The organism is Nocardioides caeni (assembly GCF_004912195.1).
Taxonomy (GTDB): Bacteria; Actinomycetota; Actinomycetes; order Propionibacteriales; family Nocardioidaceae; genus Nocardioides; species Nocardioides caeni.
This window is the reverse complement of the sequence record NZ_STGW01000005.1, coordinates 130,404-155,550: the sequence shown is the minus strand read 5'-3', so window position 1 is coordinate 155,550 and position 25,147 is coordinate 130,404. Positions and strand designations below refer to the sequence as shown.

Sequence of the window (25,147 nt, the reverse complement as noted above, 5' to 3'; positions counted from 1 at the left end):
ATGTATGGCGACTACCAGATCGAGCTCTACCTGGGCGCCCTCGGCGGCGTCCTGCCCGCCCACCCGTTCGACTACGCCGAGCTCGAGCGCAGCGCGCTCGCGGCCCTGCCACCGGAGCTGCGGACCTATGTCGCCGGGGGAGCGGGCGACGAGGCGACCCAGCGTGGCAATGCCGCGGCGTTCGCGGACCACGGCCTGGTGCCGCGGATGTTCCGCGCCCAGGCCGAGCGGGACCTGTCGGTCGAGCTGTTCGGCCGGAGGCTGCAGAGCCCGCTGCTGCTGGCGCCCGTCGGCGTGCTGGGCATCTGCACCCCCGACCAGCACGGTGACGTCCACGGCATGGAGGCCGCCGCGGCGACGGGCGTGCCGTTCATCGGCTCGACGCTGATGAGCGACCCGCTCGAGGACGTCGCAGCGGCCGCCCCGGATGCTGCCAAGTGGTTCCAGCTCTACACGCCGAAGAACCGGGAGCTGGCAGCCAGTCTCGTCAGCCGGGCCGAGGCCGCGGGCTACGAGGCCATCGTGATCACCCTCGACACGTGGGTCCCCGGCTGGCGTCCTCGCGACCTCGCCTCGGGCAACTTCCCGCAGCTGCGCGGCAAGTGCCTGGCCAACTACACCTCCGACCCGATCTTCCAGGAGATGACCGGACCGGACCCGGATCCCGGCACGGTGGTGATGACCTGGGTCGGCACCTTCGGCAACCCGATCACCTGGGACGACCTGCCCTGGCTCCGGTCGCTGACCACGATGCCGATCCTCGTGAAGGGCGTGTGTCACCCCGACGACGCCCGTCGCGCGCTCGACGAGGGCGTGGACGGCATCTACTGCTCCAACCACGGCGGTCGCCAGGCCAACGGCGGGGGAGCGGCCCTCGACTGGCTGCCCGGCGTCGTGGAGGCCGTCGGTGACCGTGCGCCGATCGTGTTCGACTCCGGTGTCCGCACGGGCGCCGATGTCGTCAAGGCCCTCGCGATGGGTGCGACGGCGGTCGCCATCGGCCGCCCCTACGTCTACGCACTCGCCCTCGGCGGGGTGCCCGGCGCCGTCCACCAGATCCGGTCCCTCCAGGCCGAGGCCGACCTGACGATGGCGGTCGACGGCTACCCGACCCTGGCCGACCTGACCCCGGACGCCCTCAGGAGGCTTCGTTGAGCACGTTCGGCATCCGCCTGGCCGCCGCGACGGCCGAGCGCGGCCCCTTCTGCGTCGGCATCGACCCCCACGCCTCCCTCCTGGAGGCCTGGGGGCTCTCCGACGACGTCGCGGGCCTCGAGTCCTTCGCGCTCGGCGTCGTCGAGGCCGTGGCGCCGCACTGCAGCGTGGTCAAACCACAGTCGGCCTTCTATGAGCGCTTCGGTAGCCGCGGCGTGGCCGTGCTGGAGCGGGTCATCTCCGAGTCCCGGGCGGCCGGCGCGCTCGTGCTGCTCGACATCAAGCGCGGCGACATCGGCTCCACGTCCCAGGCCTACGCCGACGCCTACCTCGACCCCGCCTCGCCGCTGGCCTCCGACGCCGTCACCGTCAGTCCCTACCTCGGCTTCGGCTCCCTGCTCCCGTTCGTCGAGACCGCGACCCGCTTCGACGCAGGTCTGTTCGTGCTCGCGGCCACCTCCAACAAGGAGGGGCCGGAGTTCCAACAGGCCGTCACCACCGACGAGTTCGGCGGCCGTGGCGTCGCGGCCACCGTGCTGGAGCACCTGCGGGCCCTCAACGGTGAGGCCGTGCCGCTCGGCTCCTTCGGGGCCGTGGTCGGTGCGACCCTCGAGGACGACCGCGGACTCGACTTCGCGTTCAACGGCCCCGTCCTCGCGCCAGGGTTCGGCGAGCAGGGCGGCACCGTCCAGGACGTCCGCCGGATCTTCGGCACCGCGGCGTCGCGAGTGCTCCCCAGCTCCTCACGCGGCGTGCTGCGGCTGGGTCCGGACCCGGTCGCGATGCGCGATGCCGTGCTCCGCACCAACGATGAGCTGCGCGCGCTGACGGGACCCGGGTCCTGATCAGGTCGATCCGGTGGTCGGCGCCCACCGTGCTCACTGTCGTCGCAGCCCTCGTCCTGGCCGCCATCGTGGCGGGCGGGCTGCTCGCCCGTGGCGGTGACGACCCCTACGCCGCCTACTGCGACGCGGTCGAGGACCACCAGCAGGCCATCGGACTGGCCCTCGGCGACGGGGCGGAGACCACCGGCTTCCTCCGCGCCCTGCCCGACCTGCGGGCGGTGGCAGCGGAGGCGCCCTCCGACATCCACGACGAGTGGCAGGTCGTGATCGATCGCATCGCGGCACTCGAGGACGCTCTCGACGACGCGGGAGTCGATCCGGCGTCGTACGACCCGGCGTCGCCGTCGAAGGACCTGAGTGAGGAGCAGCGGGTCACGATCGAGCGTACGGCGGACCGACTCCTCGCCCCGGAGACCTTCGCGGCCTTCGCCGGCGTCGACCAGCAGGTGCGCGACGTGTGCCAGACCCGCCTCAGCCTCTGACCCGGGTGTGAGCCGGCCGCGACCCACGTTGCCGCCGCCGATCACCAGTGGCTAGATTGACCGGCGGCACCCGCTCCCACCCGCCGGCGCCGTCGACGACAGAAGGATCCCGCACCCGTGGCCCTGCCTCCCCTGACTCCCGAACAGCGTCAGGCTGCCCTCGAGAAGGCCGCAGCCGCCCGCCGCGAGCGAGCCGAGGTGAAGAACCGGCTGAAGAACTCGGGCGCCTCGATCACCGAGGTGCTCGACGCAGGCCAGGTCAACGAGGTCATCGGCAAGATGAAGGTCCTCGACCTGCTGCAGTCGCTGCCCGGCATGGGCAAGGTCAAGGCCCACCAGACGATGGAGCGCCTCGGCATCGCCGAGTCGCGTCGGGTGCGCGGCCTGGGCGCCAAGCAGGTGGCCGCGCTGCAGCGCGAGTTCCCAGCCCGTGACTGAGTTCGCCCCCGCGCGCAGCAAGCTCTTCGTCCTGGCAGGTCCCACTGCGGTGGGCAAGGGCACGGTGGCCGCCGGCATCCGCGAGCTGCATCCCGAGATCTACCTCTCGGTCTCGGCGACGACCCGTGCGCCTCGACCGGGCGAGGTCGACGGCCTCCACTACCACTTCGTGTCGGTCGAGGAGTTCGACCGGCTCGTCGACGAGGGCCAGATGCTCGAGTGGGCCGTCGTCCACGGCGTCAACCGCTACGGCACACCGCGTGGCCCGGTCGACGACGCACTGGCCGACGGACGACCGGCACTGCTGGAGATCGACCTGCAGGGCGCCCGCCAGGTCCGCGAGACCATGCCCGAGGCCGTGTTCGTCTTCCTCAAGCCGCCGTCGTGGGACGAGCTGGTGCGGCGGCTCGTCGGTCGGGGCACCGAGACCGAGGAGGAGCGCGAGCGACGCCTGCGCACCGCCCGCGAGGAGCTGGCGGCCGAGGACGAGTTCGACGTCACGATCGTCAACCGGGAAGTTCACGCTGCCGTCGAGGAGTTGGTAGCCTTGATGGTTGATTCATCCACCCGGCCTTGATGGTCGGGTTCCACCGACTGTGAGGACCTCCGTGTCTGCCCCGAACATCGCCGCCGAGGGTGTCACCAACCCCCCGATCGACGACCTGCTGTCCAAGACCGACAGCAAGTACAAGCTGGTCCTCTACAGCGCCAAGCGCGCCCGTCAGATCAACGCCTACTACTCGCAGCTCGGCGAAGGCCTGCTCGAGTACGTCGGCCCGCTCGTGGACACCCACGTCCAGGAGAAGCCGCTGTCGATCGCGCTCCGCGAGATCAACGACGACCTGCTGACCTGCGAGGACATCGACCCGGCCGAGCTCGCCGCCCAGGCTGCGGCGCCGGCTGCGCCCGCCGCCGACGCCGCCGAGTGATCTGACGCCGACCATGTCCACGGGGTCGAGCGCCTCGACAGCACGGCCCCGCGTCGTGCTCGGCGTCTCGGGCGGCATCGCCGCCTACAAGGCGTGCGAGCTGCTGCGCCGGCTCACCGAGTCGGGGCACGACGTCACGGTCGTGCCGACGGCTGCCGCCCTGCAGTTCGTCGGGGCGCCGACGTGGTCGGCGCTGTCCGGCAAGCCGGTCTCCGCCGAGGTGTGGGACGGCGTCCACGAGGTGCCGCACGTCCGGCTCGGGCAGACGGCCGACCTGGTCGTCGTCGCTCCGGCCACGGCCGACCTGATGGCCAAGGCCGCTCACGGCCTCGCGGACGACCTGCTGACCAACACGCTCCTCACGGCGCGCTGCCCGGTGATCGTCGCTCCGGCGATGCACACCGAGATGTGGGAGCACCCGGCCACCGTCGCCAACGTGGCCACCCTGCGGTCGCGGGGCATGCTCGTGATCGAGCCCGCCGAGGGCCGCCTGACCGGCGCCGACACCGGCAAGGGCCGGCTGCCCGATCCCGAGGAGATCTTCGAGATCGCCCGCGACGTGCTCGCGAGGTCGGGGGAATCCGACCTGGGCGACCTGTCGGGGCGGCGCGTCGTCGTCTCGGCGGGCGGCACCCGCGAACGGCTCGACCCCGTCCGCTTCCTGGGCAACCGGTCGTCGGGTCGTCAGGGCTATGCCCTCGCCCGGGCGGCGCTCGCGCGAGGCGCCGAGGTCACCCTCGTCGCGGCCAACGTGTCGCTGGCGGACCCCGCCGGCGTCAAGGTCGTCCACGTCGAGTCGACCGCCGAGCTGCGCGACGCCGTGCTCTCCGCCGCCGCGACGGCCGACGCCGTCGTGATGGCGGCGGCTCCCGCCGACTTCCGCCCCGAGTCGACCTCGGACACGAAGATCAAGAAGGCCGACGACGGCTCGGCCCCGTCGATCACGCTGCAGCAGAACCCCGACATCCTCAAGGAGATCGCCCACGACCGGGCCCGCCCCGACGCGGTGATCGTGGGCTTCGCCGCCGAGACCGGCGACGCGACCGGCTCGGTCCTCGACCTGGCCCGCGCCAAGCTCGCCCGGAAGGGCTGTGACCTGCTGGTCGTCAACGACGTCAGCGGGGGAGCGGTCTTCGGGAGCACCGACAACGAGGCCGTCATCCTCGGCGCCGACGGGTCCGCGGTCGACGTACCGCACGGGACGAAGTCGGCGCTGGCGCACCGCATCTGGGATGCGGTCGCCGCTCGCATCCCCCAACGGTGAGACGCGGGGCCATGACTCCCGCGGGTCCGTATCGTTGGAACGACACCTGCCCCCCTTAACCAGGAGTTTCCACTGCCATGACCGGACGTCTGTTCACGTCGGAGTCGGTGACCGAGGGTCACCCCGACAAGATCGCCGACCAGATCAGCGACAGCATCCTCGACGCGATCTTCGAGCAGGACCCGCACAGCCGGGTGGCCTGTGAGACGTTCGTCAACACCGGCCTCGTGGTCGTGGGCGGTGAGATCACCACCAACGCCCAGATCGACTTCCAGCAGGTCGTGCGCGACCGCATCCGCGAGATCGGCTACGACCACTCCGACAAGGGCTTCGACGGCACCACCTGCGCGGTGATGATCACGCTCGACAAGCAGTCGCCCGACATCGCCCAGGGTGTCGACACGTCCGAGGAGACCCGCGTCGCGGGCTCCGGCGACGACATCGACAAGCAGGGCGCCGGCGACCAGGGCCTGATGTTCGGGTTCGCCTGCGACGAGACGCCCGAGCTGATGCCGCTGCCGATCACCATCGCGCACCGCCTCGCCGAGCGCCTCACCGAGGTCCGCAAGAACGGCCCGCTCGAGTACCTCCGCGCCGACGGCAAGACCCAGGTCACCGTCGAGTACGACGACGCCGGCAACCCGGTCCGGATCGCGGCCATCGTCGTCTCCTCCCAGCACGAGGAGGGCATCGACCTCGACAACAAGCTGTCGCCGGAGATCAAGAAGCACGTGATCGACGAGGTGCTCGCGCAGTACGACATCGACTCCTCGGACTACGAGCTGCACATCAACCCGACCGGCAACTTCGTGATCGGCGGCCCGATGGGCGACGCCGGTCTCACCGGCCGCAAGATCATCGTCGACACCTACGGCGGCTACGCCCGCCACGGTGGCGGCGCGTTCTCCGGCAAGGACCCGTCGAAGGTCGACCGCTCGGCGGCCTACGCCATGCGCTGGGTGGCGAAGAACATCGTCGCCGCGGGCCTCGCGAGGAAGGCCGAGGTCCAGGTCGCCTACGCGATCGGCGTCGCGAAGCCGGTCGGCTTCTACGTCGACACGTTCGGCACCGAGACCGTCCCGGTCGACACGATCCGCGAGGCCGTCCTCGAGGTCTTCGACCTGCGTCCCGCCGCGATCGTGCGTGACCTCGAGCTCAAGCAGCCGATCTATGCCCAGACCGCTGCCTACGGTCACTTCGGGCGCCCGAACCTGCCGTGGGAGAGCACCGACCGCGCCGACGCGCTCAAGGCTGCCGCCGGCGCCTGACGGTTCAAGCGATCGACGCCCGTCGTCCCCAGGGACGGCGGGCGTCGTGCATTTCCAGCGTGCGTCGCTGGTAGAACTGCGCCCATGACGCCCGGACCCGACGAGCCAGCCCTCGAGCTGCCGGGCCTGGTGCGCGACAAGGTCGCCGAGGGCCGGGCCAAGGCGGCCGCCACGCGCCGGCGCAAGGCCGCGGAGGCGGCGATCACCGACATCGACCCGGTCGCGCGGGTCGTCCTCGAACTGCCGCTGGTCCACCTCGACCGGGAGTTCGACTACGCCGTTCCCGTGGGCATGGCCGAGGGGGCCGTCCCGGGCGCCCGGGTCAAGGTCCGCTTCGGTGGCCAGGACGTCGACGGCTTCGTCCTCGCCCGCGCGGCGGCCAGCGAGCACGACGGCCGGCTGATGCCGCTGCGCCGGCTCGTCAGCCCCGAGCCGGTGCTCACGCCCCAGATCGCCGCGCTGAGCCGCGCCGTCGCGGAGCGGTACGCCGGATCGAGTGCCGACGTCCGTCGCCTGGCCGTGCCGGCGCGACACGCCACCGCGGAGAAGGCCGAGCCGCTGCCGGCGGTCCCGCCGCCGGCCGATCTCGGGGAGTCCGCCGACGCCGCCTGGGCCGACTACCCGGCGGCCGCTGCCTACCTGGACCACCTCCGGGAGGGCGGCGCACCCCGGGCCGTCTGGGGCGTGGGCCCGGGCGAGGACTGGCCCCGCCTGATCGCCGAGCTGGTCGCCGCCACCCTCGCCGCCGGACGGGGCAGCATCGTCTGCCTGCCCGACCGCCGCGACGTCGCGCGCGTGGACGCCGCCCTGACGACCGTCCTGGGCGAGGGCCAGCACGTCGTGCTGCAGGCCGAGGCCGGGCCCGCCGCCCGCTACCGCGACTTCCTGGCCGTCAGCCGCGGCTCCCGTCGGGTCGTGGTCGGCACCCGTTCGGCGGGGTGGGCACCGGTGCGCGACCTCGGCCTGGTGGTGATCTGGGACGACGGGGACGACCTGCACGCGGAGCCGCGCGCGCCCTACCCCCACCTGCGCGACGTGCTCCTGCTGCGCTCCGAGCAGGAAGGGGCGGCTGCGCTCGTCGCGTCCTTCGCTCGCTCCGTCGAGGCCGATCAGTTGCTCCGCTCGGGCTGGGCCCGCGAGCTCGCGCTGCCGCGGGAGACGCTGCGCGAGCGCGTGCTCGTCGGGATCCCCGGCGCCACCGACCGCGCCCGGGCCCGCGACCCGCACGCTGCCCGCATCCCGACGGAGGTCCACGACGCCATCCGGTGGGGTCTCGAGCGGGGACCTGTGCTCGTCCAGACCCCCCGGGCCGGCTATGCCGTGCGACTGGCCTGCGAACGCTGCCGGACCCCTGCCCGGTGCGCCGCCTGCGCCGGCCCGCTGGAGCTCACCGGTCCGACGTCGCCGCCCCACTGCCGCTGGTGCGCCACGGACGCCGTCGACTGGTCGTGCCCCGCGTGTGGCGCCGGGGGACTGCGCGCGCCGGTGCTCGGCGACCTGCGCACCGCCGACGAGCTGGGCCGTGCCTTCCCGCGCTTCCCGGTGCTGACCTCGTCGGGCGACCGGGTGCGCGACACCGTCGGCGCGCAGCCGCGGATCGTGGTCGCCACCCCCGGAGCCGAGCCGGTCGCGGACGAGGGCTACGCGGTCGTCGTACTCCTCGACACGTGGTGGGCACTGGGCCGGGACAGCCTCCGCTCGGCCGAGGAGGCGCTGCGGCGCTGGGCCAACGCCGTCGGTCTGGTCCGACCCGGTGGGCGGGCGATGGTGGTCGGCGACCCGACCCATCCCGCGCTGCAGGCGATGGTGCGCTGGGACCCGGCCGGGTTCGCCGCTCGTGAGGCCGATGAGCGGCGTGAGGCGCGGCTGCCTCCGGCGGCCCGGCTCGCCACGATCACGGGGGAGCCGGGGGCCGTGGACGACGTCACGACGCTGCTGGCGCTCCCCGACGCGGCCGACCTGCTGGGACCCGTCCGGCTCTCCGACGACGAGGAGCGGGTCATCGTCCGGGTGCCGCGTGCCCAGGGCGCCGCGCTCGCCCATGCCCTCCGCGAGGTCCAGCGGGTCCGCTCGGCGCGCAAGCTCGACCCGGTGCGGATCCGCCTCGACCCATGGGAAATCTGATCCTGCGGATCTGCTCAGTAGGATCCCGGACGTGGCCATCCGACCGATCCGCCTCTTCGGCGACCCCGTCCTGCGCCGTCCGGCGATCGAGGTCGAGCATTTCGACAACGACCTGCGCCAGCTGGTCGCGGACCTCACCGACACCATGCTCGACGCCCCCGGAGCCGGCCTCGCCGCGCCCCAGATCGGTGTCGGGTTGCGCGTCTTCACCTGGAACGTCGACGGTGAGGTCGGCCACCTCGTCAACCCGTCGCTCGAGCTCTCCAGCGAGACCCAGGACGGGCCCGAGGGGTGCCTCTCGCTGCCCGAGCTGACCTACGACTGCCTGCGCGCCCTGTCGGTCGTCGCCTCCGGCTTCAACATGCACGGCGACCCGGTGACCATCGAGGGCTCGGAGCTGCTCGCCCGGGCGATCCAGCACGAGACCGATCATCTCGACGGCGTCCTCTTCATCGACCGGCTGGACGACGCGGGCCGCAAGGCGGCGATGCGCGAGATCCGGGAGTCGGAGTGGTTCGGGCTGGAGAGCCCGACGGTGAGGGTGTCGCCGCACGCGACGGGAGGCTTCGGCCGATGACGCCGATGAGGGTCGTCTTCGCCGGCACGCCCGAGGTCGCCGTCCCGGCACTCGACGCGATCGCCGCCTCCCCGCACGAGCTCGTCGGTGTCGTCACCCGGCCCGACGCGCCCTCCGGCCGGGGTCGCAAGCTGACGCCGAGCCCGGTCGCCCAGCGCGCCGAGGAGCTCGGGGTGCCGGTGCTCAAGCCCGTGCACCCGCGAGAGTCGGAGTTCCAGGCCGCCCTGCGGGCGCTCGAGCCCGACTGCTGCCCGGTGGTCGCCTATGGCGCGCTCATCCCGCGCAGCGCCCTCGACATCCCGCGGCACGGCTGGGTCAACCTGCACTTCTCGCTGCTGCCCGAGTGGCGGGGCGCCGCCCCCGTGCAGCACTCGATCTGGGCTGGCGACGAGTTCACCGGCGCGACGACCTTCCTGATCGAGGAGGGCCTCGACTCGGGGCCGACCTACGGGGTCATGACCGAGCGGATCCGACCGACCGACACGGCCGGCGACCTCCTCGGCCGGCTCGCCGAGGGCGGCTCCAGTCTCCTGGTCGCGACCCTCGACGGCATCGCCGACGGTTCGATCGAGGCCCGGCCGCAGCCGACGGACGGCATCACCCTCGCCCCCAAGATCTCCGTCGAGGACGCCCGCGTCGACTGGACCGAGCCGGCAGTCGGCGTCGACCGGCGGATCCGGGCCTGCACGCCCGGTCCGGGTGCGTGGACGACCCTCGACGGTGAGCGGGTCAAGCTCGGTGCCGTGGCGATCGAGGAGAGCGGCGACGAGCCGCTCGCACCGGGTGCGATCCGGGTCGGCAAGAACCACGTCCTCGTCGGCACCGCCTCCACTCCCGTGCGCCTCGGCGAGGTGAAGGCGTTCGGCAAGAAGCAGATGGGCGCCGCCGACTGGGCGCGCGGCGTGCGCCTGCCCGAGACGGCGCGGTTCGAGTGCGCCGACCGGGGTCTCGAGACGGCCGTGGCCGGCCTCCTCGACCTCCGCGGGGCGCCGACCCCGCCAGGCTCGCCGCCTTCGAGGTGCTCAAGGCGGTCCGCGTCGACGACGGCTACACCAACCTGCTGCTGCCCGCGGCGATCGCCCGTCACGGCCTGAGCGGACGCGACGCTGCCTTCGTCACCGAGCTGGCGTCCGGCACGATCCGGCGCCAGGGCACCTATGACGCGATCCTCGCCGCGTGCGTCGACCGGCCGCTGCGCAAGGTCGAGGCCAAGGTGCTGGACGCCTTGCGGCTCGGCACCCACCAGCTGCTCGGCATGCGGGTGCCGACGCATGCCGCGATCGACACGACGGTCACCCTGGTGCGGGCGAAGGTCAACCAGGGCGCGGCCGGCTTCAGCAACGCCGTGCTCCGCAAGGTGGCGGCCCGCTCGCTCGACGAGTGGGTCGACGTGGTCGCGCCCGGCACCGGTCACGCCCAGTTGGCGGTCGCCCACAGCCACCCCGTCTGGGTCGTGGCCGCGCTCGAGCGGGCGCTCGGCGGCGCGTCAGCCGAGCTGCCGGCATTGCTCGACGCCGACAACGTGCCGCCTCGCGTGACGCTCGTGGCGCGTCCCGGACGGGCCACGCGCGACGAGCTGCCGGGGGAGCCGACCACGCTGTCGCCGTACGGCGTGACGCTGGCGGGCGGCGACCCGGCCGATGTCGCCGCGGTCGCCGAGGGCCGCGCCGGAGTGCAGGACGAGGGCTCACAGCTGGTCGCGCTCGCCGCGGTCGAGGCACCGGTCGAGGGACGCGACGAGGTCTGGGTCGACCTGTGCGCGGGCCCGGGCGGCAAGGCATCGCTGCTCTCGGCGCTCGCCGACGAGCGTGGTGCGCGACTGCTGGCGGTCGAGCGGCACCACCACCGTGCCGCGCTCGTACGACGAGCGGTCGGCCCCGCGCCCGGCGTCCTTGTCGTCCAGGCCGACGGCACGCACGCGCCACTGCCCGACGGCTCGGTCGACAGGACCCTGCTCGACGCACCCTGCACAGGACTCGGCGCGCTGCGGCGGCGCCCGGAGGCGCGGTGGCGCCGCACACGCGCAGACCTCGCTGACCTGGTCGCACTGCAGGCGGCGCTGCTGACCGATGCGGTCCGGATCCTGCGGCCCGGGGGAGCGCTGCTCTATGCGACGTGCTCACCGCTGCTCGAGGAGACGGCGGCCGTCGTCACCGGCGCCGTGGAGCGCCTCGGAGTGGTCGTCGACGACCTGGCTCCGGTGCTCCCTGACGTCGGCGACGCGACGGGCCCGTTGCCGGGCACGCTCCAGCTGTGGCCGCACCGGCACGGCACGGACGCGATGTTCATGGCACTGCTCCGGAAGGAATGAACCCAGAAGGTTGACCGTTCAACCATTATGAAGAAGATCGGGTTCCTGAACTTCGGGCACTGGACGCCCAGCCCGCACTCGCAGGTGCGCACGGCGTCCGACGCGTTGCTGCAGTCGATCGACCTGGCGGTCGCGGCCGAGGAGCTCGGCGCGGACGGCGCCTACTTCCGGGTGCACCACTTCGCCCGTCAGCTCGCGAGTCCGTTCCCGCTGCTCGCTGCCATCGGCGCCCGCACCAGCCGGATCGAGATCGGCACCGGCGTCATCGACATGCGCTACGAGAACCCGCTCTATTTCGCGGAGGACGCGGGCGCGGCCGACCTGATCAGCGGCGGTCGGCTCCAGCTCGGCATCTCCCGCGGGTCACCGGAGCAGGTCATCGACGGCTGGCGCTACTTCGGCTACGCCCCGTCGGAGGGCGCGACCGAGGCCGACATGGCGCGCCAGCACACCGAGGTCCTCCTCGAGGTGCTCAAGGGCGAGGGCTTCGCCCAGCCGAACCCGCGACCGATGTTCGCCAACCCGCCGGGCCTGCTGCGGCTGGAGCCGCACTCCGAGGGCTTGCGTGAGCGGCTCTGGTGGGGAGCCGCCTCCAACGGCACGGCCCGCTGGGCCGCCGGCCTGGGCATGCACCTGATGAGCTCGACGCTCAAGGAGGACGAGGGCGGTCAGCCTTTCCACGTCCAGCAGGCCGAGCAGATCCGGATCTTCCGGGAAGCCTGGGCCGAGGCGGGCCACACCCACGAGCCGAGGGTCTCGGTCAGTCGGTCGATCTTCCCACTCGTCACCGCCGAGGACCACGCCCTCTTCGGCACCGGCCGGGAGGAGTCCGACCAGATCGGCCAGATCGACGACATGCGCGCCATCTTCGGCCGCAGCTATGCCGCCGAGCCCGACGCGCTGATCGAGCAGCTGCGGGCCGACGAGGCGATCGCCGCCGCCGACACCCTGCTGCTCACCGTGCCGAACCAGCTCGGGGTGGACTACAACGCCCACGTCCTCGAGTCGGTCCTGACGCACGTCGCGCCGGCCCTCGGCTGGCGCTGAGTCGTCAGTCGATCCACTCCAGCGATGCACCCAGCTCCTGGATCTCGGCCGAGGTCGTGCCCTGGCCGCCCTGGACGGAGATGAAGATCCCGTCGTGGACGTCGGTGACGAAGACGTCGGCGTTGGCGCCCTTGTCGGGGTCGCTCGTCCAGGCGGCGTGGTCGGCAGCGTCGCGGATGACGAGGCCCGCCACGCCGCCGTCCTCGGCCGTGCAGCTGGCCTTGTCGTCCATCAGGAACCACTCGCAGGTCCACCCGGTGGGGGCGGTGACGGGGATCTCCTCGGTGAGTCCGAGCATGCTCAGCGCCCGAGCGTCGAGGAGCTCGACGGCGACGGTCAGTCCCGGCCAGGTCTCGAAGAGGTCGCCGAAGCCACCGGACCAGTAGGTCTCGATGGCAGCGACGGGCCCGCTCAGGAGGACGGCGAGGTCGGTGCCGGCACCGCGGCGGGTGCTCGCGCCGAGGATGTGGACAGCCTTCGTCTCGGCGACGACGGTCCCCGTCAACCCGTTGCCGAGGTCGAGCACCTGCCCGACGGCCAGTCCCTCCGGCTCGGGCGCGCCCGCGACGAGGCCGGGGTCCTCGACCGCCGTACCGTCGGAGCCGCCGGACAGCAGCGCGCCACCGACGCCGATCCCGGCGACGGCTGCGGCGGTGCCGGCGACCACCAGCGCCGTACGCCGCCGGCGCAGGCGCCTTCCCGCGCTCAGCGAGGAGGCGGCAAGGCGTTCGAGGTCAGGGTTCTCGCTGCGCATCCGGTCGCGCAGCGCAGGGCCGAGCAGCTGGTCGTGGTCGTTCATGGGGAGGTCCTCTCGGGCAGGGTGACGAGTGGCCGAAGTCGCTGCAGAGCGCGATGGGCGCGGGTGCGGACAACGGACTCGGTGAGGTCGAGGTCGTGGGCGGTCTCGGCCACGCTGCGGTCCTCCCAGTAGCGGAGGACCACGACGGCGCGGTCGAGCGGTGGCAGCGTCCCGAGCGCCGACACGAGGTCGACGCGGATGCCCGGATCAGGTCCGTGGTGGGCCTGCTCGGGCAGGACGTCGGTGGGGCGCTCGCTGTTGCGGCGCAGCCGACGCTGGGACAGGAAGGTGTTGAGCAGGGTCGTGCGGGCGTAGGCGAGCGGGCTGTCCGTGCGGCTGATCCGCTTCCAGTGGACGAAGACCTTGGCATAGGTCGCCTGGGTGAGGTCCTCGGCCTGATGGTGGTCACCGGTCAGGAGCATCGCGGCGCGGTGGAGCTGCGTGCCCGTCTCGAGGACGAAGGAGGTGAACTCCTCGGTCCGCTGGTCTGCCTTCACACCCATCTGACGCCTCGACATCCGATTGCGTGACAGACGACTTTCCCCGGTGTCGTCGTCGGGATCCTCTAGTGTCGCGCGCATGGCATCCCCGGCGGTGGAGATCGAGGTCGAGAGCCGTGTCGTGCGGGTCAGCAACCCGGACCGGTTCTACTTCCCGGAGATCGGCGCGACCAAGCTGGACCTGGTCGAGTACTACCTCGCGGTCGGCGAAGGGATCGTCAACGCGCTGCGGGAGAGGCCCTGCATGCTGCACCGCTTCCCGAAGGGACTGACGGGCGACAAGGTCCACCAGAAACGGCTGCCGGCCGGAGCGCCGGACTGGGTGGAGACCGTCGAGCTGTTCTTCCCGCGCTGGAAGCGCACCGCCGACGAGCTCTGCGTCACCGAGCTCGCGTCGGTGATCTGGGCGGTGCAGATGTCGACGGTCGAGTTCCACCCGTGGAACAGCCGGCGCGGCGCCACGGAGCAGCCCGACGAGTGGCGGATCGACCTCGATCCCGGTCCGGAGGCGTCGTACGACGACATCCGGCGGGTCGCCCATGTCGCCCACGAGGTGCTCGATGAGCTCGGCGCGGTGGGCTATCCGAAGACCAGCGGCAGCAAGGGACTGCACATCTATGTCCGGATCAACCCGGACCACGACCACAAGGGCGTACGACGGGCCGCGCTCGCCTTCGCGCGCGAGGTCGAGCGGCGGGCGCCCTCCCTGGCCACGACGACGTGGTGGACCAAGGACCGCGACCCGGCGGCGGTCTTCATCGACTACAACCAGAATGCCCGCGACCACACCATCGCGGCCGCCTACTCCGTGCGGGGACTGCCCGACGCCCGCGTCTCCACGCCGCTGCGGTGGGACGAGATCGACGACGCCGACCCGCGTGACTTCACCATCCGCACCGTCCCGGCCCGGTTCGCCGAGATCGGCGACCTGCACCACGACATCGACGACCACGTCTTCGACATCGCGCCGCTCCTGGAGTGGGCGGGGCGGGGCGAGCGGGATGAGAACGCCGAGCAGGGGGAGAACGCCGAGAGGCCGGAGTAGGTTCGCCCGGTGACCCTCGACCCCGCGGCGCTGGACGCCGCCGACCCCCTCGCAGACCACCGCGACCGATTCGTCGGCGCGGACTCCGACCTCGTCTACCTCGACGGCAACTCGCTGGGTCGTCCGCTGCGCGCGACGGTGGAGCGGATGGGTCGCTTCGTCACCGACGAGTGGGGCGGCCGGCTGATCCGGGGCTGGGACGAGCGATGGTTCGAGCTGCCGCTGATGCTCGGCGACCGGCTGGCCGCGGCCGTGCTCGGTGCGGCAGCGGGGCAGACCGCGATCGGTGACTCCACCACCGTGCTGCTCTACAAGCTGGTGCGCGCCGCGGTCACCGCCCACCCGGGCCGGACCGAGATCGTGATCGACCGCGACAACTTCCCGACCGATCGCTACGTGGTCGAGGGCGTGGCGCGGGAGTGCGGCCTGACCGTCCGGTGGCTCGACGTCGAGCCGGCCGGTGGCCTCACGCCCGAGGCCCTGGCCGGGGTGGTGGGGGAGCAGACGGCGCTGGTCCTGGTCAGCCACGTCGCCTATCGCTCGGGCTGGCTCGCCGACGCCGCCGGCATCACGCGGGTCGCGCACGACGCTGGCGCCTGGGTCCTTCTCGACCTGTGCCACTCCAGCGGCGCGGTGCCGGTCGAGCTCGACGCCTGGCAGGTCGACCTCGCCGTGGGCTGCACCTACAAGTACCTCAACGGCGGCCCGGGCGCCCCGGGTTTCGGCTACGTCGCTCGGCGGCACCTCGAGGCCGAGGCCTTCCACCAGCCGGTGTGGGGCTGGATGGGCTCCGCCGACCCGTTCGCGATGGGACAGGGCTATTCGCCGGCGGCGGGCATCCGCCGACTGATCAGCGGGACGCCGCCCGTCGTCGGGATGCTGGCGCTCGAGGACATGGTGGACCTGCTGGCGGAGGTCGGGATCGACGCCGTCCGGCAGAAGTCGGTCGCCCTGACGTCGTACGTCATCGACCTGGTGGACCGCGACCTGCCGCAGGTGGCGCTCGCCTCACCACGCGAGCCGGGCGGGCGCGGCGGCCACGTGACGATCGACCACCCCGCGATGCGCGGCGTCACCACGGCGCTGTGGCGTCGCGACGTGCTGCCGGACTTCCGCAACCCCGACGGGCTGCGGCTCGGTCTCTCGCCGCTGACCACCTCGTTCGCCGAGGTCGCTGCGGGCGTGGCGGCGATCGCGACCGAGCTGGCGGCTCTGGAGCAGGTCAGGCCGTGAGCGGAAGGGAGAGCGCTGCCCGCAGCTCCCGCGCGTGAGCGTGCAGGATCACGGCAGCGAAGCCGTTGCCGCAGGCGTCCTCGTGGTCGGCCTCGGCATCCCACTGGTCGGCCAGTCGATGGGCCATCAGCCGCGGATCGGGGATCCCCGTGGGCGTGGTCAGGTCGCTCTGGCCCCGCTTGCGGGCCTCGCTGTTCATCATCGGCATGGTGCGCCTCCTCGTTGAAGCGACTATGAGGTTCCGCCAGTAGGTGGCGCCTGCTGCGCGCCGCGATACGCGCACGCTGCCTGCGTTGGCGTCGATCGACGGTCAACCAGAACGCCTCACTCCGCCGTCTTGGCATCGCACGCGTCTCACGACGCTCGCGACGTCGCCACCTACTGGCGCAACCTCAAATGGTGACGGGAGACCCATCGGCCGGGTCGGCGTCGATCCGAGCGGTCCGGGATTCCCGTCGTCCCATGCTCCTCCGTAAACTGCGCGTCCGTGGGAGAAATCCAGATCACGCCGTCGATCCTCAACAGCGACTTCGCCCGACTGGGTGAGGAGGTACGCCGGATTCCCGGCGCCGACTGGATCCACGTCGACGTCATGGACAACCACTTCGTCCCCAACCTGACGTTCGGGCCGACGATGGTCGAGGCGCTGGCGAAGGCCAGCGACGTCCCTCTCGACGCGCACCTGATGATCGAGGACGCCGACCGCAACGCGCTCGACTACGTCGACGCCGGTTGCGGGTCGGTCACCTTCCACGTCGAGGCCGCGAAGGCGCCGGTCCGCCTGGCTCGCGAGATCCGCAAGGCCGGTGCCCGGGCGTCGATGGCGCTGAAGCCGGCCACGCCGATCGAGCCCTACGAGGACATCCTCGCCGAGCTCGACATGGTGCTGATCATGACCGTCGAGCCCGGCTTCGGCGGCCAGAAGTTCCTCGACCTGTGCCTGCCGAAGATCCGCAGGGCGCGCGCCCTGATGGACAAGCACGGCGTCGAGACCTGGCTGCAGGTCGACGGCGGTGTCTCGCTGGAGACCATCGAGCGCTGCGCCGAGGCCGGCGCCGACGTCTTCGTCGCCGGCTCGGCGGTCTACTCCGCGGACGACCCGGACAAGATGGTCGCCGCGCTGCGCGAGAAGGCCTCGGCCGCACGCTCGTGAGCTCGCCGCCTGAGTGCGCTGTCGTGGAGTCGATCCACGTCGCCAAGGGCTCCCGGCTGCCGATGCAGGCCAAGGGCAGGGTCGAGGTCGAGACCGGCAAGGGGATCGTGGGCGACCGTTATCACGGCACCCGCCACCGGCACGTCACGCTGCAGAGCCGCAGCTCGCTCGACGAGGCGCAGGCGTCGTACGGCGCTCCGGTGTCGAGCGAGCTCACCCGCCGCAACCTGACGATCAGCCACGGGGTCGTGACGCGCACGCCCGGCGACCGCCTGCTGATCGGTGAGAGCGTGCTCCTCGAGGTGGTGCGGGTGGCCGCTCCCTGCAAGCTGCTGGACGACACGATCGGCGCGGGCGCGCAGGAGGCACTGCGACGCCGCGCCGGCACCGTGTTTCGCGTACTCGAGGGCGGGACGGTGCGCGTGGGCGACACCGTCCGGGAGGTCAGCTCTCCAGCGCAGCATCCAGGGTGATCGGCACGCCGGTCAGCGCCTTGCTGACGGGGCACCCGATCTTCGCGGCGCCGGCTGCTGCCTTGAAGCCGTCCTCGTCGAGGCCCTCGACCTCCGCGCGGACCGTCAGGGCGATCGCCGTGAGCTGGAACCCGCCCGCCGGGTCCGGACCGAGGGTGACCTCGGCGGAGACGTCGAGAGCGATCGGCGTGCCGCCCGCCTTGGCGATCTCGTTGGACAACGACATCGCGTAGCACGCGGAGTGGGCAGCCCCGATGAGTTCCTCGGGGCTGGTGGTGCCATCGGCGTCGTCCGCCGCACGCTTGGGGAACGACACGTCGAAGGTGCCGGCACCCGACGAGGTCAGCTCGACCTGGCCGGTGCCGTCCTGCAGGCCGCCGTTCCAGGCGGTACGTCCGGTGCGAGTGGGCATGGGTGGATCCTCCGAGGAAGGGGACGGTGGGACCCACCCAACGTAGCGGCGGGGTCCAGGAGAGTCTCCTAGGCCAGCGAGAGCACGCAGTCGGCCAGGACGGGGGATCCGTCGCGCGGGCCACCATCGATGGCGGCGCTGGCGATGATGCGACCCTCGTCCTGCCAGCCCGTGACCCGGATCGTCTCGCCGGGGAACACCACGCCCGCGAAGCGGCCGGTGAAGCCACCCACTCGGGCAGCGTCGCCGTCGAGCAGCCCGTCGGTCAGCTCCCGCAGCACGATGCCGTAGGAGCACAGTCCGTGCAGGATCGGCGCCGGGAAGCCGGCACCCTGGGCGAACGCAGGGTCGGCGTGCAGCGGGTTGCGGTCGCCGCACAGGCGATAGAGCAGTGCCTGCTGCGGCGTCACGGCGTACGACGACGCGTGGTCGGGCGCCCGCTCGGGCACCACGACGGCCTCGGCCGAGCCGCGGTCGCCGCCGAAGCCTCCCTCGCCCTTGACGAAGATCGAGGAGCGCACGCGCCACAGCTCGTCGCCGGCGTCGTCGGTGACGACACCCTCCTGCCAGATCACGGCCGCCTTGCCCTTGTCCCAGATGTCGGTGAGCGTCGTGCGGAGGTGGCCCTTGCCGGACGTCGGGATCGGCTTCGACACCGAGATCGACTGGGCGCCGTGGACGACCTGCGCGAGGTTGATGTCGCATCCGGGCAGGTCGAGCGGCGGCGGGTCGGTCATGTGGAAGGTCGGCACCACGACGCCGAAGGACGGCAGGACCTGGAGCTGGGCGTCGTCGAGCGTGTAGCGCAACGCCGCGGCCGACAGGTTGTCGCCGGCGCGAGACCCCGCGCCGATGCCGAGGTGGTAGAGCAGGACGTCGGACTCGGTCCACGAGAACGTCAGGCTCGCGGTCTCCGAGCCGATGGCGACGGACGGGTCGATGGGCATCAGGCGTTCTCCTGCTTCGCGATGTCCTCGGCGGCGAGGTAGCCGAAGACGAGGGCGGGACCGATGGTGCCGCCGGGGCCGGGGTAGGTGTTGCCCATGACTGCCGAGGAGACGTTGCCGGCGGCGTACAGGCCCGGGATCACCGAGCCGTCCTCGCGCAGCACGCGGGCGCGCTCGTCGGTGACCAGGCCACCCTTGGTGCCGAGGTCGCCCGCGACGATCTTGACGGCGTAGAACGGGCCCTTCTCGATCGGCGCGAGCGAGCAGTTCGGCTTCACGGTCGGGTCGGAGTAGTACTTGTCGTAGGCCGACTCGCCGCGGTGGAAGTCCTCGTCGACGCCGGAGCGGGCGAACCCGTTGAAGCGCTCGACGGTCGTGTCCAGCGCGCCCTCCGGCAGGCCGAGCTTCTCGGCGAGGCCGGCGAGCGAGTCCGCGCGGGTGACCACGCCGTCCTTGTACCAACGGCCCGGGAAGGGCTGGCGGCCGGCGAGTCCGGCGAAGAGGTAGCGGTTGCGATAGGTCTGGTCGAAGACGAGGTACGACGGCACGTGGCTCACGCCGGTCGCCTCGCCCTTGTACATCTCGTGGGTCGCCTCGACGTAGGGGAGCGCCTCGTTCATGTAGCGCTGGCCGGCGGCGTTGACCATGATCGACCCGGGCAGGTTGCGCTCGGCGAGGCAGAACCACGCGCGGCCCGGGAGCGGGATCGTCGGGCCCCACCAGGCGTCGTCGAGCAGGTCGGTGGCCGCACCGGCGGCCGTGCCGGCGAGCAGGCCACCGCCGGTGTTCGAGGCCGCGCCGGTCGACCACTCGGTCGAGGTGGGCTGGGGGAGGAACTTCTCGCGCAGCTGCTGGCTGTGCTCGAAGCCGCCGGAACCGAGGATCACGCCCCGCGTTGCGCGGATCTCGCGTAGTTGCGTCTCTCCGCTGGTTGAGCTTGTCGAAACCACGACCCCGACGACGCGGCCGTCCTCGACCAGCAGGTCCTGCAGTGCGGTGTCGTACTCGACGGGGACGTCGGCCTGGCGCAGGCCCTGGCGCAGGCCGATCGCGATCGCGTTGCCCATCGCGTACATCTTGCGCCCGAGCAGCAGCGACAGCACGCGCTTGAGCATGACGCGGATCATCGTCAGCGGGCCCTTGATGGTGCGCAGGCCCAGGCTGATCTTGCGGTAGTCGCGCTGCATGACGATCAGGTTCGCCGGCGCCTTGGTGTAGGGCGGGTGCAGGCGCTCGAGCTCGTCGCCGAGGAAGCGCGCGTCCAACGGGACCGGCTCGACGCTACGTCCGCGCGGACGCCCGCCGGGCTGCTCGGGGAGGTAGTCGGCGTACTCGGGGACCCAGGTGAACTCCAGCGGAGTGTTCTCGCGAATGAAGTCCATGACCTCGGGACCGCGGTCGATGAACGTGTCGCGACGAACCTTCGGAACCACGTCGCCGACGATCGCGTCGAGGTAGGTCTTCGCGGCGTCCCGGTCACCGGGATCCTCCTGCCCGGCCGCCTGGATGGCGTAGTTCCCGGGGATCCACACACCGCCGCCGGAGCGGGCGGTGGAGCCTCCGAAGTAGGGGCTCTTCTCGATCAGCACGGTGTCGAGACCGTTGCGGGAGGCGGCGAGGGCGGCGGCCATGCCGGCGCCACCGGCGCCGACCACGACGACGTCGTAGGACTCCTTCATGCGAAAAACTGTAACAGGTTCTAGTATGTCCGTGTGACCTCTCCAGACGCCATCGCGGCAGCAGTCGAGCGGCTCGCGACGGCCCAGGTGACCCGCGTCCCGTGCGCCGCCGTGCGCGACCTCATCGGCACCGACGACCTCCCCGCGGCGTACGCCGTGCAGCAGGGCCTCGTGCAGGCGCGGATCGCCGGCGGGGCGGGCGTGGTCGGACGCAAGATCGGTGCCACCTCGGAGGCCGTCCAGAAGCAGCTGGGCGTGGACCAGCCGGACTTCGGCTACCTGCTGTCCGACATGGACGTCAGTGACGGTGCTGTCGAGGGAGCCGCGCCCATCTCCATGCGCACGCTCGTGCAGCCGCGCGTGGAGGCCGAGGTCGCCTTCGTCCTGGCCCGCGACATCGACGTCCCGGAGAGCGAGATCACTCTCGAGCTGGTCCGCGACGCCGTGGAGGTCGCGCTGCCCGCGCTGGAGATCGTCGACTCCCGGATCGGGGACTGGGACATCGAGTTCACCGACACCGTTGCCGACAATGCCTCCAGCGGGCTCTTCGTCGTCGGTCGCGACGGACGCCCGCTGACGGGAGACGGAGCGATCGAGCCCCGCGACGTCGTCATGTCGCTGACGATCAACGACGAGGAGCGGTCCGCCGGCAACGGCGCCGCCTGCCTCGGCGACCCGCTCGAGGCGCTGCGCTGGCTCGCCGTCCAGGCGGCCCGCTTCGGCGACCCGCTCCGGGCCGGCCACCTGATCCTGTCCGGGGCCCTGGGCCCGTTCGTGCCGTTCGCCCCGGGGGACCGGGTCACGGCGTCCATCAGCGGCTTCGCGCCCCTGACCGTCAGCTTCACCGAGTAGTTCACCGAGTAGGTCGAGGGAGACCATGAGCACGAGCAAGAAACTCACCGCGGCCATCGTCGGGCCGGGCAACATCGGCACCGACCTGCTCTTCAAGCTGCTGCGCTCCGACGTGGTGGAGCCGCGGTGGATGATCGGCGTCGACGCCTCCAGCGAGGGTCTGCGGATCGCCTCCGACAAGGGCCTCGAGGTCAGTCACGAGGGTGTCGACTGGCTGCTCAAGCAGGACGAGCTGCCCGACCTGCTGTTCGAGGCGACGTCCGCCTACGTGCACCGCGAGTACGCACCGCGCTACGCCGAGGCCGGGATCCGGGCCATCGACCTGACGCCCGCTGCCGTGGGCCCCGCGGTCATCCCGCCGGTCAACGGCCTCGAGCACGTCGGCGCGCTCAACGTCAACATGATCACCTGTGGTGGCCAGGCCACCATCCCGATGGTCAACGCCGTCTCGCGGGTCACTCCGGTGTCCTACGCCGAGATCGTCGCGTCCGTCTCGTCGGCCTCGGCCGGGCCGGGGACGCGCGCCCACATCGACGAGTTCACCCGCACGACCTCCGCGGGCGTCGAGACCATCGGCGGCGCCGAGAAGGGCAAGGCGATCATCATCCTCAACCCCGCCGAGCCGCCGATGATCATGCGCGACACCATCTTCTGCGCCGTCGACCCGGACGCCGACACCGACGCCATCGCCGAGTCCGTCCACCAGATGGCGACGGCCGTCCAGCAGTACGTCCCCGGCTACCGGCTGCTGCAGGAGCCCCAGTTCGACGGCCCGTCGGACTTCACGCGGGGGATGCGGCGGGTCTCGATCTTCGTGGAGGTCGAGGGCGCAGGCGACTTCCTGCCGCCGTACGCCGGCAACCTGGACATCATGACCGCCGCCGCAGCGCAGGTGGGCGAGAACATCGCGCGTCACCTGATCGAGAGTGGGAGCAACTGACATGAGCACCACGACCACCACGTTCGTGAACCCCGAGATCAACGCGCTGTCGCGCACCTGGTCGGGCACCCACGGCGACGAGCCGTTCGGCCACCTCGACCTGCGCCTGACCGACACCTGCCTGCGCGACGGCTCGCATCACAAGCGCCACCAGTTCACCGGCCAGGAGGTCGAGGACATCGTGCGCGCCCTCGACGAGTCCGGGATCCCGGTCATCGAGGTCACCCACGGCGACGGCCTCGGCGGCTCGTCGTTCAACTACGGCTTCTCCCGCACGCCCGAGCAGGAGCTCATCAAGATCGCCGCCGAGACGGCGAAGCGCGCCAAGATCGCGTTCCTGATGCTGCCCGGCCTCGGCACCAAGGACGACATCCGTGCCGCGCAGGACAACGGTGGCCAGATCTGCCGCGTCGCGACCCACTGCACCGAGGCCGACGTCTCGATCCAGCACTTCGGCCTCGCCCGGGAGCTGGGCCTGGAGACCGTCGGCTTCCTGATGATGAGCCACACCCAGACTCCGGAGGTGCTGGCGAAGCAGGCCCGGATCATGGTCGACGCCGGCTGCCAGTGCGTCTACGTCGTCGACTCGGCCGGTGCGCTCATCATGGAGCAGACCTCCGACCGCGTGGCTGCCGTCGTCGCGGAGATCGGCGGCCAGGCCGACGTCGGCTTCCACGGTCACGAGAACCTCGGCCTCGGCGTCGCCAACACGGTCGCCGCCGCCCGCGCCGGCGCCACCCAGATCGACGGCTCGGTGCGCCGCTTCGGCGCCGGCGCCGGCAACACGCCGTTGGAGGCCTTCATCGGCGTCTGCGACAAGCTCGGCTGGACGACCGGTGTCGACTTCCTCAAGATCGTCGACGCGTCCGAGGACGTCATCAAGCCGGCCATGCCGGAGGAGTGCCAGCTCGACAGGATGACGCTGATGATGGGCTACGCCGGCGTCTACTCGTCGTTCCTCAAGCACGCCGGCAACGCAGCCGAGCGCTACGGCGTCCCGGGCGCGCAGATCCTCCTCGAGGCCGGCAAGCGCAAGCTGATCGGCGGCCAGGAGGACCAGCTCATCGACATCGCGCTGCAGCTCAAGGCGGCGCAGGACGCGCCCGCCACCGTCTGACGACCACCGGACAGGAATCCCCATGACCCAGAACCGGCCCCAGCGCCCCTTCACCCGTCAGTCGACCGTGCTCGAGCTCGCCACGACGCTGCCCGGTCGTGCGTTCAAGGCGATGATCGTGCGCCAGCTGCCCCCGGTCGCCACCGAGAAGGAGCGGCAGGAGCTGGAGGACATGACCGTCGGGCTCCCGCTCGAGACCCTGGTGGAGCTGTCCGAGGGCAAGCTCACCTGGGGGATCGCCGACTCCCTCCTCGACCTCGCCAACCGCAGGCCGGACCGCCTCGTCCGCCGTGGCCTCTCCGCCGGCAAGGGCGTCGTCACGAAGGCGCGCGCGGGACGGCGCTGACGGCGCCGACGGAACTGCGGGGACGCCGCAGTCGGTTCAGTAGGTGACGCAGTGGTGCCAGAAGAGGTGCGCAGATGCGTTGTTGAATGAGTTGCCGGCCCGGTCGAAGGCGATCGGCGTGAAGGGGCTCGTCGCGGTGTAGTCGCCGGTGAACTCGTAGTTGCTGAGGTTGCCGTCCGCCCAGCCGTACTCGTCGTGCGCGGCGATCCACTTGATCTCGGCAGTGGTCGGCAGCCGGCCGTTGCGTCGGTTGCAGTCGTCGATGGCCGCCTGGTACGACGTGGGACCGCTGGCCTGCAACCGCACGCAGCCCCCGAACACCGGCAGCTCGCCCGCCGCGCACGCGCGCTTGACCTTGGTGCGCGGCAGTGAACGGTCCATCACGTCGGTGCCCGTGATGGTGCCGTTCCGGATGTCGCGGCCCTGGATCGTGCCGTCCTTGATCTGCGCCGAGGTGACTTTGCCTGCCGCGTATCCGATTCCGCCGGAGGCGAGGGCGATCGTCAGGATCCCGCCGGCGAGGGCAGGAGAGAACCGGGTGCGCATGAAGTGAACGTACGCCCCTCGGTCGGGGCCGGGAAGACGTCTCCGCACGCCTTCGAGGATTCGAGGCGTGGGTCGGCGTCAGCCGGCCAGGTCGAGGAGGAGTTGGGTGGTGTAGAGCTCGAGGCGTGATCGGCTGGCTTCACCGTCGGTGTGGGTGGTGATGCGTCGTGTGCCGGTCGGGTCGACCAGGTAGTGGGCCCCGTAGGGATCTCGCCAGACGGTGATCTCAGGGGTTGGATTGTCGTACTTGCCACCCTTGACTGGTGTTGTCGTGGGTCTTGATGCGGTGGTGGCTTCTCGTGACGGGGCCCAGGTTGTCCGTGGACGTCTCTCCGCCTTCGCCGTGGGGGATCTGGGGGTCCAGGTCCATGGTCCGGCTGAGGTTGGTCGCGTAGGGGAACACGTCGGCGGGGTGGATGAGCCGGACGGCTTGACGGAGTCGGTGGGGGATCTCGTAGGCATCGACAGCGATGGTCTGGTTGAGATCGATCACGGGTTGGACGCGGACGTGTCCGGCAATGTCGCGCACGAGGTGGCGGACGTAGTCGCGGGTGACGGGCCCGTGGCCCTCGAGCCGGGCGATGGGGGCGCCGGGGGCGAGGTGGAGGTAGATCTTCACCCGCGGCTTGCTCGCGCCAACGTTGCCCGCCAACGCGGTGATCTGG

29 protein-coding genes are annotated in these 25,147 nt (G+C 71.6%); 21 read left to right on the top strand and 8 right to left on the bottom strand.

Translation table 11 applies throughout. The features are described from left to right. The 13 genes from E9934_RS10135 (at position 1) to E9934_RS10075 (ending at position 12,440) form a co-directional block, all read left to right on the top strand. Positions 1 to 1,155, top strand: coding sequence for an alpha-hydroxy-acid oxidizing protein (locus E9934_RS10135; RefSeq protein WP_136562778.1), 1,155 nt, complete (start codon positions 1 to 3; stop codon positions 1,153 to 1,155). Beyond that, positions 1,152 to 2,000: an orotidine-5'-phosphate decarboxylase gene (gene pyrF, locus E9934_RS10130; RefSeq protein ID WP_136562777.1), complete on the top strand. Its 849-nt coding sequence runs from the start codon at positions 1,152 to 1,154 to the stop codon at positions 1,998 to 2,000. The genes E9934_RS10135 and pyrF overlap by 4 nt, the downstream gene beginning before the upstream one ends. 29 nt (positions 2,001 to 2,029) lie before the next feature. Then, complete coding sequence (locus tag E9934_RS10125; RefSeq protein WP_136562776.1) at positions 2,030 to 2,482, top strand: hypothetical protein; 453 nt, start codon at positions 2,030 to 2,032, stop codon at positions 2,480 to 2,482. Between the two features lie 117 nt (positions 2,483 to 2,599). Then, positions 2,600 to 2,920, top strand: a complete 321-nt coding sequence (gene mihF, locus E9934_RS10120) for an integration host factor, actinobacterial type (RefSeq protein WP_136562775.1) — start codon at positions 2,600 to 2,602, stop codon at positions 2,918 to 2,920. Further along, positions 2,913 to 3,497 carry a guanylate kinase gene (gene gmk / locus E9934_RS10115; RefSeq protein ID WP_136562774.1) on the top strand — a complete coding sequence of 195 codons (585 nt, stop codon included), beginning with the start codon at positions 2,913 to 2,915 and terminating at the stop codon, positions 3,495 to 3,497. Before mihF ends, gmk begins: the two co-directional genes overlap by 8 nt. A gap of 31 nt (positions 3,498 to 3,528) precedes the next feature. Then, a complete protein-coding gene (rpoZ, locus tag E9934_RS10110) occupies positions 3,529 to 3,849 on the top strand; it encodes a DNA-directed RNA polymerase subunit omega (protein WP_136562773.1) in 321 nt (106 codons plus the stop codon). A 13-nt stretch (positions 3,850 to 3,862) separates the two neighbouring features. Next, positions 3,863 to 5,113: a bifunctional phosphopantothenoylcysteine decarboxylase/phosphopantothenate--cysteine ligase CoaBC gene (coaBC, locus tag E9934_RS10105; RefSeq protein ID WP_136562772.1), complete on the top strand. Its 1,251-nt coding sequence runs from the start codon at positions 3,863 to 3,865 to the stop codon at positions 5,111 to 5,113. Between the two features lie 77 nt (positions 5,114 to 5,190). Further along, positions 5,191 to 6,381 carry a methionine adenosyltransferase gene (gene metK, locus E9934_RS10100; protein WP_136562771.1) on the top strand — a complete coding sequence of 397 codons (1,191 nt, stop codon included), beginning with the start codon at positions 5,191 to 5,193 and terminating at the stop codon, positions 6,379 to 6,381. 84 nt (positions 6,382 to 6,465) lie between these two features. Further along, positions 6,466 to 8,505, top strand: coding sequence for a primosomal protein N' (locus E9934_RS10095; RefSeq protein ID WP_136562770.1), 2,040 nt, complete (start codon positions 6,466 to 6,468; stop codon positions 8,503 to 8,505). 31 nt (positions 8,506 to 8,536) lie between these two features. After that, on the top strand, positions 8,537 to 9,082 hold the full coding sequence (gene def / locus E9934_RS10090) for a peptide deformylase (protein WP_136562769.1): 546 nt from the start codon (positions 8,537 to 8,539) through the stop codon (positions 9,080 to 9,082). Beyond that, positions 9,079 to 10,176: a methionyl-tRNA formyltransferase gene (gene fmt / locus E9934_RS10085; protein WP_338036705.1), complete on the top strand. Its 1,098-nt coding sequence runs from the start codon at positions 9,079 to 9,081 to the stop codon at positions 10,174 to 10,176. The genes def and fmt overlap by 4 nt, the downstream gene beginning before the upstream one ends. Beyond that, on the top strand, positions 10,101 to 11,393 hold the full coding sequence (locus tag E9934_RS10080) for an RsmB/NOP family class I SAM-dependent RNA methyltransferase (protein ID WP_136562768.1): 1,293 nt from the start codon (positions 10,101 to 10,103) through the stop codon (positions 11,391 to 11,393). Before fmt ends, E9934_RS10080 begins: the two co-directional genes overlap by 76 nt. 27 nt (positions 11,394 to 11,420) lie before the next feature. Continuing rightward, complete coding sequence (locus E9934_RS10075) at positions 11,421 to 12,440, top strand: LLM class flavin-dependent oxidoreductase (protein WP_136562767.1); 1,020 nt, start codon at positions 11,421 to 11,423, stop codon at positions 12,438 to 12,440. Between the two features lie 4 nt (positions 12,441 to 12,444). Here the strand turns inward: E9934_RS10075 and E9934_RS10070 are convergent, their stop codons facing one another. Both E9934_RS10070 and E9934_RS10065 read right to left on the bottom strand, forming a co-directional pair. Next, entirely contained in the window at positions 12,445 to 13,239 is a 795-nt protein-coding gene (locus E9934_RS10070; RefSeq protein WP_136562766.1) for a hypothetical protein, read from the bottom strand. Then, positions 13,236 to 13,742 (bottom strand): SigE family RNA polymerase sigma factor, encoded by a 507-nt coding sequence (locus E9934_RS10065; RefSeq protein ID WP_136562765.1) that lies wholly within the window; start codon positions 13,740 to 13,742, stop codon positions 13,236 to 13,238. Before E9934_RS10065 ends, E9934_RS10070 begins: the two co-directional genes overlap by 4 nt. A 76-nt stretch (positions 13,743 to 13,818) precedes the next feature. Between E9934_RS10065 and ligD the strand changes: the two genes are divergently transcribed. Both ligD and E9934_RS10055 read left to right on the top strand, forming a co-directional pair. After that, a complete protein-coding gene (gene ligD / locus E9934_RS10060; protein WP_136562764.1) occupies positions 13,819 to 14,784 on the top strand; it encodes a non-homologous end-joining DNA ligase in 966 nt (321 codons plus the stop codon). Positions 14,785 to 14,793: 9 nt separating this feature from the next. Then, positions 14,794 to 16,017 carry a kynureninase gene (locus E9934_RS10055; RefSeq protein WP_136562763.1) on the top strand — a complete coding sequence of 408 codons (1,224 nt, stop codon included), beginning with the start codon at positions 14,794 to 14,796 and terminating at the stop codon, positions 16,015 to 16,017. Here E9934_RS10055 and E9934_RS10050 read toward each other — a convergent pair. Then, positions 16,007 to 16,225 carry a hypothetical protein gene (locus tag E9934_RS10050; RefSeq protein ID WP_136562762.1) on the bottom strand — a complete coding sequence of 73 codons (219 nt, stop codon included), beginning with the start codon at positions 16,223 to 16,225 and terminating at the stop codon, positions 16,007 to 16,009. The two genes, E9934_RS10055 and E9934_RS10050, sit on opposite strands and share 11 nt — an antisense overlap. A gap of 279 nt (positions 16,226 to 16,504) precedes the next feature. Between E9934_RS10050 and rpe the strand changes: the two genes are divergently transcribed. Further along, a complete protein-coding gene (gene rpe, locus E9934_RS10045; RefSeq protein WP_136562761.1) occupies positions 16,505 to 17,170 on the top strand; it encodes a ribulose-phosphate 3-epimerase in 666 nt (221 codons plus the stop codon). A 23-nt stretch (positions 17,171 to 17,193) separates the two neighbouring features. Then, positions 17,194 to 17,643: an MOSC domain-containing protein gene (locus tag E9934_RS10040; protein ID WP_202977260.1), complete on the top strand. Its 450-nt coding sequence runs from the start codon at positions 17,194 to 17,196 to the stop codon at positions 17,641 to 17,643. Here the strand turns inward: E9934_RS10040 and E9934_RS10035 are convergent. The 3 genes from E9934_RS10035 to kstD form a co-directional block, all read right to left on the bottom strand. Further along, the gene (locus E9934_RS10035) at positions 17,615 to 18,055 is read right to left on the bottom strand and encodes an OsmC family peroxiredoxin (RefSeq protein WP_136562760.1); all 441 of its coding nucleotides are present in this window, start codon (positions 18,053 to 18,055) and stop codon (positions 17,615 to 17,617) included. The two genes, E9934_RS10040 and E9934_RS10035, sit on opposite strands and share 29 nt — an antisense overlap. Before the next feature lie 68 nt (positions 18,056 to 18,123). Then, positions 18,124 to 19,002 (bottom strand): MaoC/PaaZ C-terminal domain-containing protein, encoded by an 879-nt coding sequence (locus tag E9934_RS10030; RefSeq protein ID WP_136562759.1) that lies wholly within the window; start codon positions 19,000 to 19,002, stop codon positions 18,124 to 18,126. Then, on the bottom strand, positions 19,002 to 20,681 hold the full coding sequence (gene kstD / locus E9934_RS10025; protein ID WP_136562758.1) for a 3-oxosteroid 1-dehydrogenase: 1,680 nt from the start codon (positions 20,679 to 20,681) through the stop codon (positions 19,002 to 19,004). Before kstD ends, E9934_RS10030 begins: the two co-directional genes overlap by 1 nt. Before the next feature lie 33 nt (positions 20,682 to 20,714). On the opposite strand from kstD, the gene E9934_RS10020 reads away from it, so the two are divergent. Genes E9934_RS10020 through E9934_RS10005 form a run of 4 tightly spaced genes read left to right on the top strand, consistent with a single transcriptional unit; the run spans position 20,715 to position 23,936 of the window. Continuing rightward, positions 20,715 to 21,533 carry a 2-keto-4-pentenoate hydratase gene (locus E9934_RS10020; protein WP_136562757.1) on the top strand — a complete coding sequence of 273 codons (819 nt, stop codon included), beginning with the start codon at positions 20,715 to 20,717 and terminating at the stop codon, positions 21,531 to 21,533. 25 nt (positions 21,534 to 21,558) lie between these two features. Then, the gene (locus tag E9934_RS10015) at positions 21,559 to 22,473 is read left to right on the top strand and encodes an acetaldehyde dehydrogenase (acetylating) (RefSeq protein WP_136562756.1); all 915 of its coding nucleotides are present in this window, start codon (positions 21,559 to 21,561) and stop codon (positions 22,471 to 22,473) included. Position 22,474: 1 nt separating this feature from the next. Beyond that, positions 22,475 to 23,590 carry a 4-hydroxy-2-oxovalerate aldolase gene (dmpG, locus tag E9934_RS10010; protein WP_136562755.1) on the top strand — a complete coding sequence of 372 codons (1,116 nt, stop codon included), beginning with the start codon at positions 22,475 to 22,477 and terminating at the stop codon, positions 23,588 to 23,590. A 22-nt stretch (positions 23,591 to 23,612) separates the two neighbouring features. Further along, positions 23,613 to 23,936 carry a hypothetical protein gene (locus E9934_RS10005; protein ID WP_136562754.1) on the top strand — a complete coding sequence of 108 codons (324 nt, stop codon included), beginning with the start codon at positions 23,613 to 23,615 and terminating at the stop codon, positions 23,934 to 23,936. Between the two features lie 36 nt (positions 23,937 to 23,972). Here the strand turns inward: E9934_RS10005 and E9934_RS10000 are convergent, their stop codons facing one another. Both E9934_RS10000 and E9934_RS09995 read right to left on the bottom strand, forming a co-directional pair. Next, positions 23,973 to 24,482, bottom strand: coding sequence for a hypothetical protein (locus E9934_RS10000; protein WP_136562753.1), 510 nt, complete (start codon positions 24,480 to 24,482; stop codon positions 23,973 to 23,975). Positions 24,483 to 24,708: 226 nt separating this feature from the next. Continuing rightward, the coding region (locus E9934_RS09995) for an HNH endonuclease signature motif containing protein (RefSeq protein ID WP_238694877.1) at positions 24,709 to 25,147 on the bottom strand (439 nt) is incomplete at its 5' end.

What these genes read in the sequence shown, in the direction of transcription:
- E9934_RS10135 (WP_136562778.1), top strand. Translation starts at nt 1, where the DNA reads ATGTATGGCGACTACCAGATCGAGCTCTACCTGGGCGCCCTCGGCGGC.
- coaBC (WP_136562772.1), top strand. Translation starts at nt 3,863, where the DNA reads ATGTCCACGGGGTCGAGCGCCTCGACAGCACGGCCCCGCGTCGTGCTC.
- metK (WP_136562771.1), top strand. Translation starts at nt 5,191, where the DNA reads ATGACCGGACGTCTGTTCACGTCGGAGTCGGTGACCGAGGGTCACCCC.
- E9934_RS10095 (WP_136562770.1), top strand. Translation starts at nt 6,466, where the DNA reads ATGACGCCCGGACCCGACGAGCCAGCCCTCGAGCTGCCGGGCCTGGTG.
- fmt (WP_338036705.1), top strand. Translation starts at nt 9,079, where the DNA reads ATGACGCCGATGAGGGTCGTCTTCGCCGGCACGCCCGAGGTCGCCGTC.
- E9934_RS10075 (WP_136562767.1), top strand. Translation starts at nt 11,421, where the DNA reads ATGAAGAAGATCGGGTTCCTGAACTTCGGGCACTGGACGCCCAGCCCG.
- E9934_RS10070 (WP_136562766.1), bottom strand. Translation starts at nt 13,239, where the DNA reads ATGAACGACCACGACCAGCTGCTCGGCCCTGCGCTGCGCGACCGGATG.
- E9934_RS10065 (WP_136562765.1), bottom strand. Translation starts at nt 13,742, where the DNA reads ATGGGTGTGAAGGCAGACCAGCGGACCGAGGAGTTCACCTCCTTCGTC.
- ligD (WP_136562764.1), top strand. Translation starts at nt 13,819, where the DNA reads ATGGCATCCCCGGCGGTGGAGATCGAGGTCGAGAGCCGTGTCGTGCGG.
- E9934_RS10050 (WP_136562762.1), bottom strand. Translation starts at nt 16,225, where the DNA reads ATGCCGATGATGAACAGCGAGGCCCGCAAGCGGGGCCAGAGCGACCTG.
- E9934_RS10035 (WP_136562760.1), bottom strand. Translation starts at nt 18,055, where the DNA reads ATGCCCACTCGCACCGGACGTACCGCCTGGAACGGCGGCCTGCAGGAC.
- E9934_RS10030 (WP_136562759.1), bottom strand. Translation starts at nt 19,002, where the DNA reads ATGCCCATCGACCCGTCCGTCGCCATCGGCTCGGAGACCGCGAGCCTG.
- kstD (WP_136562758.1), bottom strand. Translation starts at nt 20,681, where the DNA reads ATGAAGGAGTCCTACGACGTCGTCGTGGTCGGCGCCGGTGGCGCCGGC.
- E9934_RS10015 (WP_136562756.1), top strand. Translation starts at nt 21,559, where the DNA reads ATGAGCACGAGCAAGAAACTCACCGCGGCCATCGTCGGGCCGGGCAAC.
- dmpG (WP_136562755.1), top strand. Translation starts at nt 22,475, where the DNA reads ATGAGCACCACGACCACCACGTTCGTGAACCCCGAGATCAACGCGCTG.
- E9934_RS10005 (WP_136562754.1), top strand. Translation starts at nt 23,613, where the DNA reads ATGACCCAGAACCGGCCCCAGCGCCCCTTCACCCGTCAGTCGACCGTG.
- E9934_RS10000 (WP_136562753.1), bottom strand. Translation starts at nt 24,482, where the DNA reads ATGCGCACCCGGTTCTCTCCTGCCCTCGCCGGCGGGATCCTGACGATC.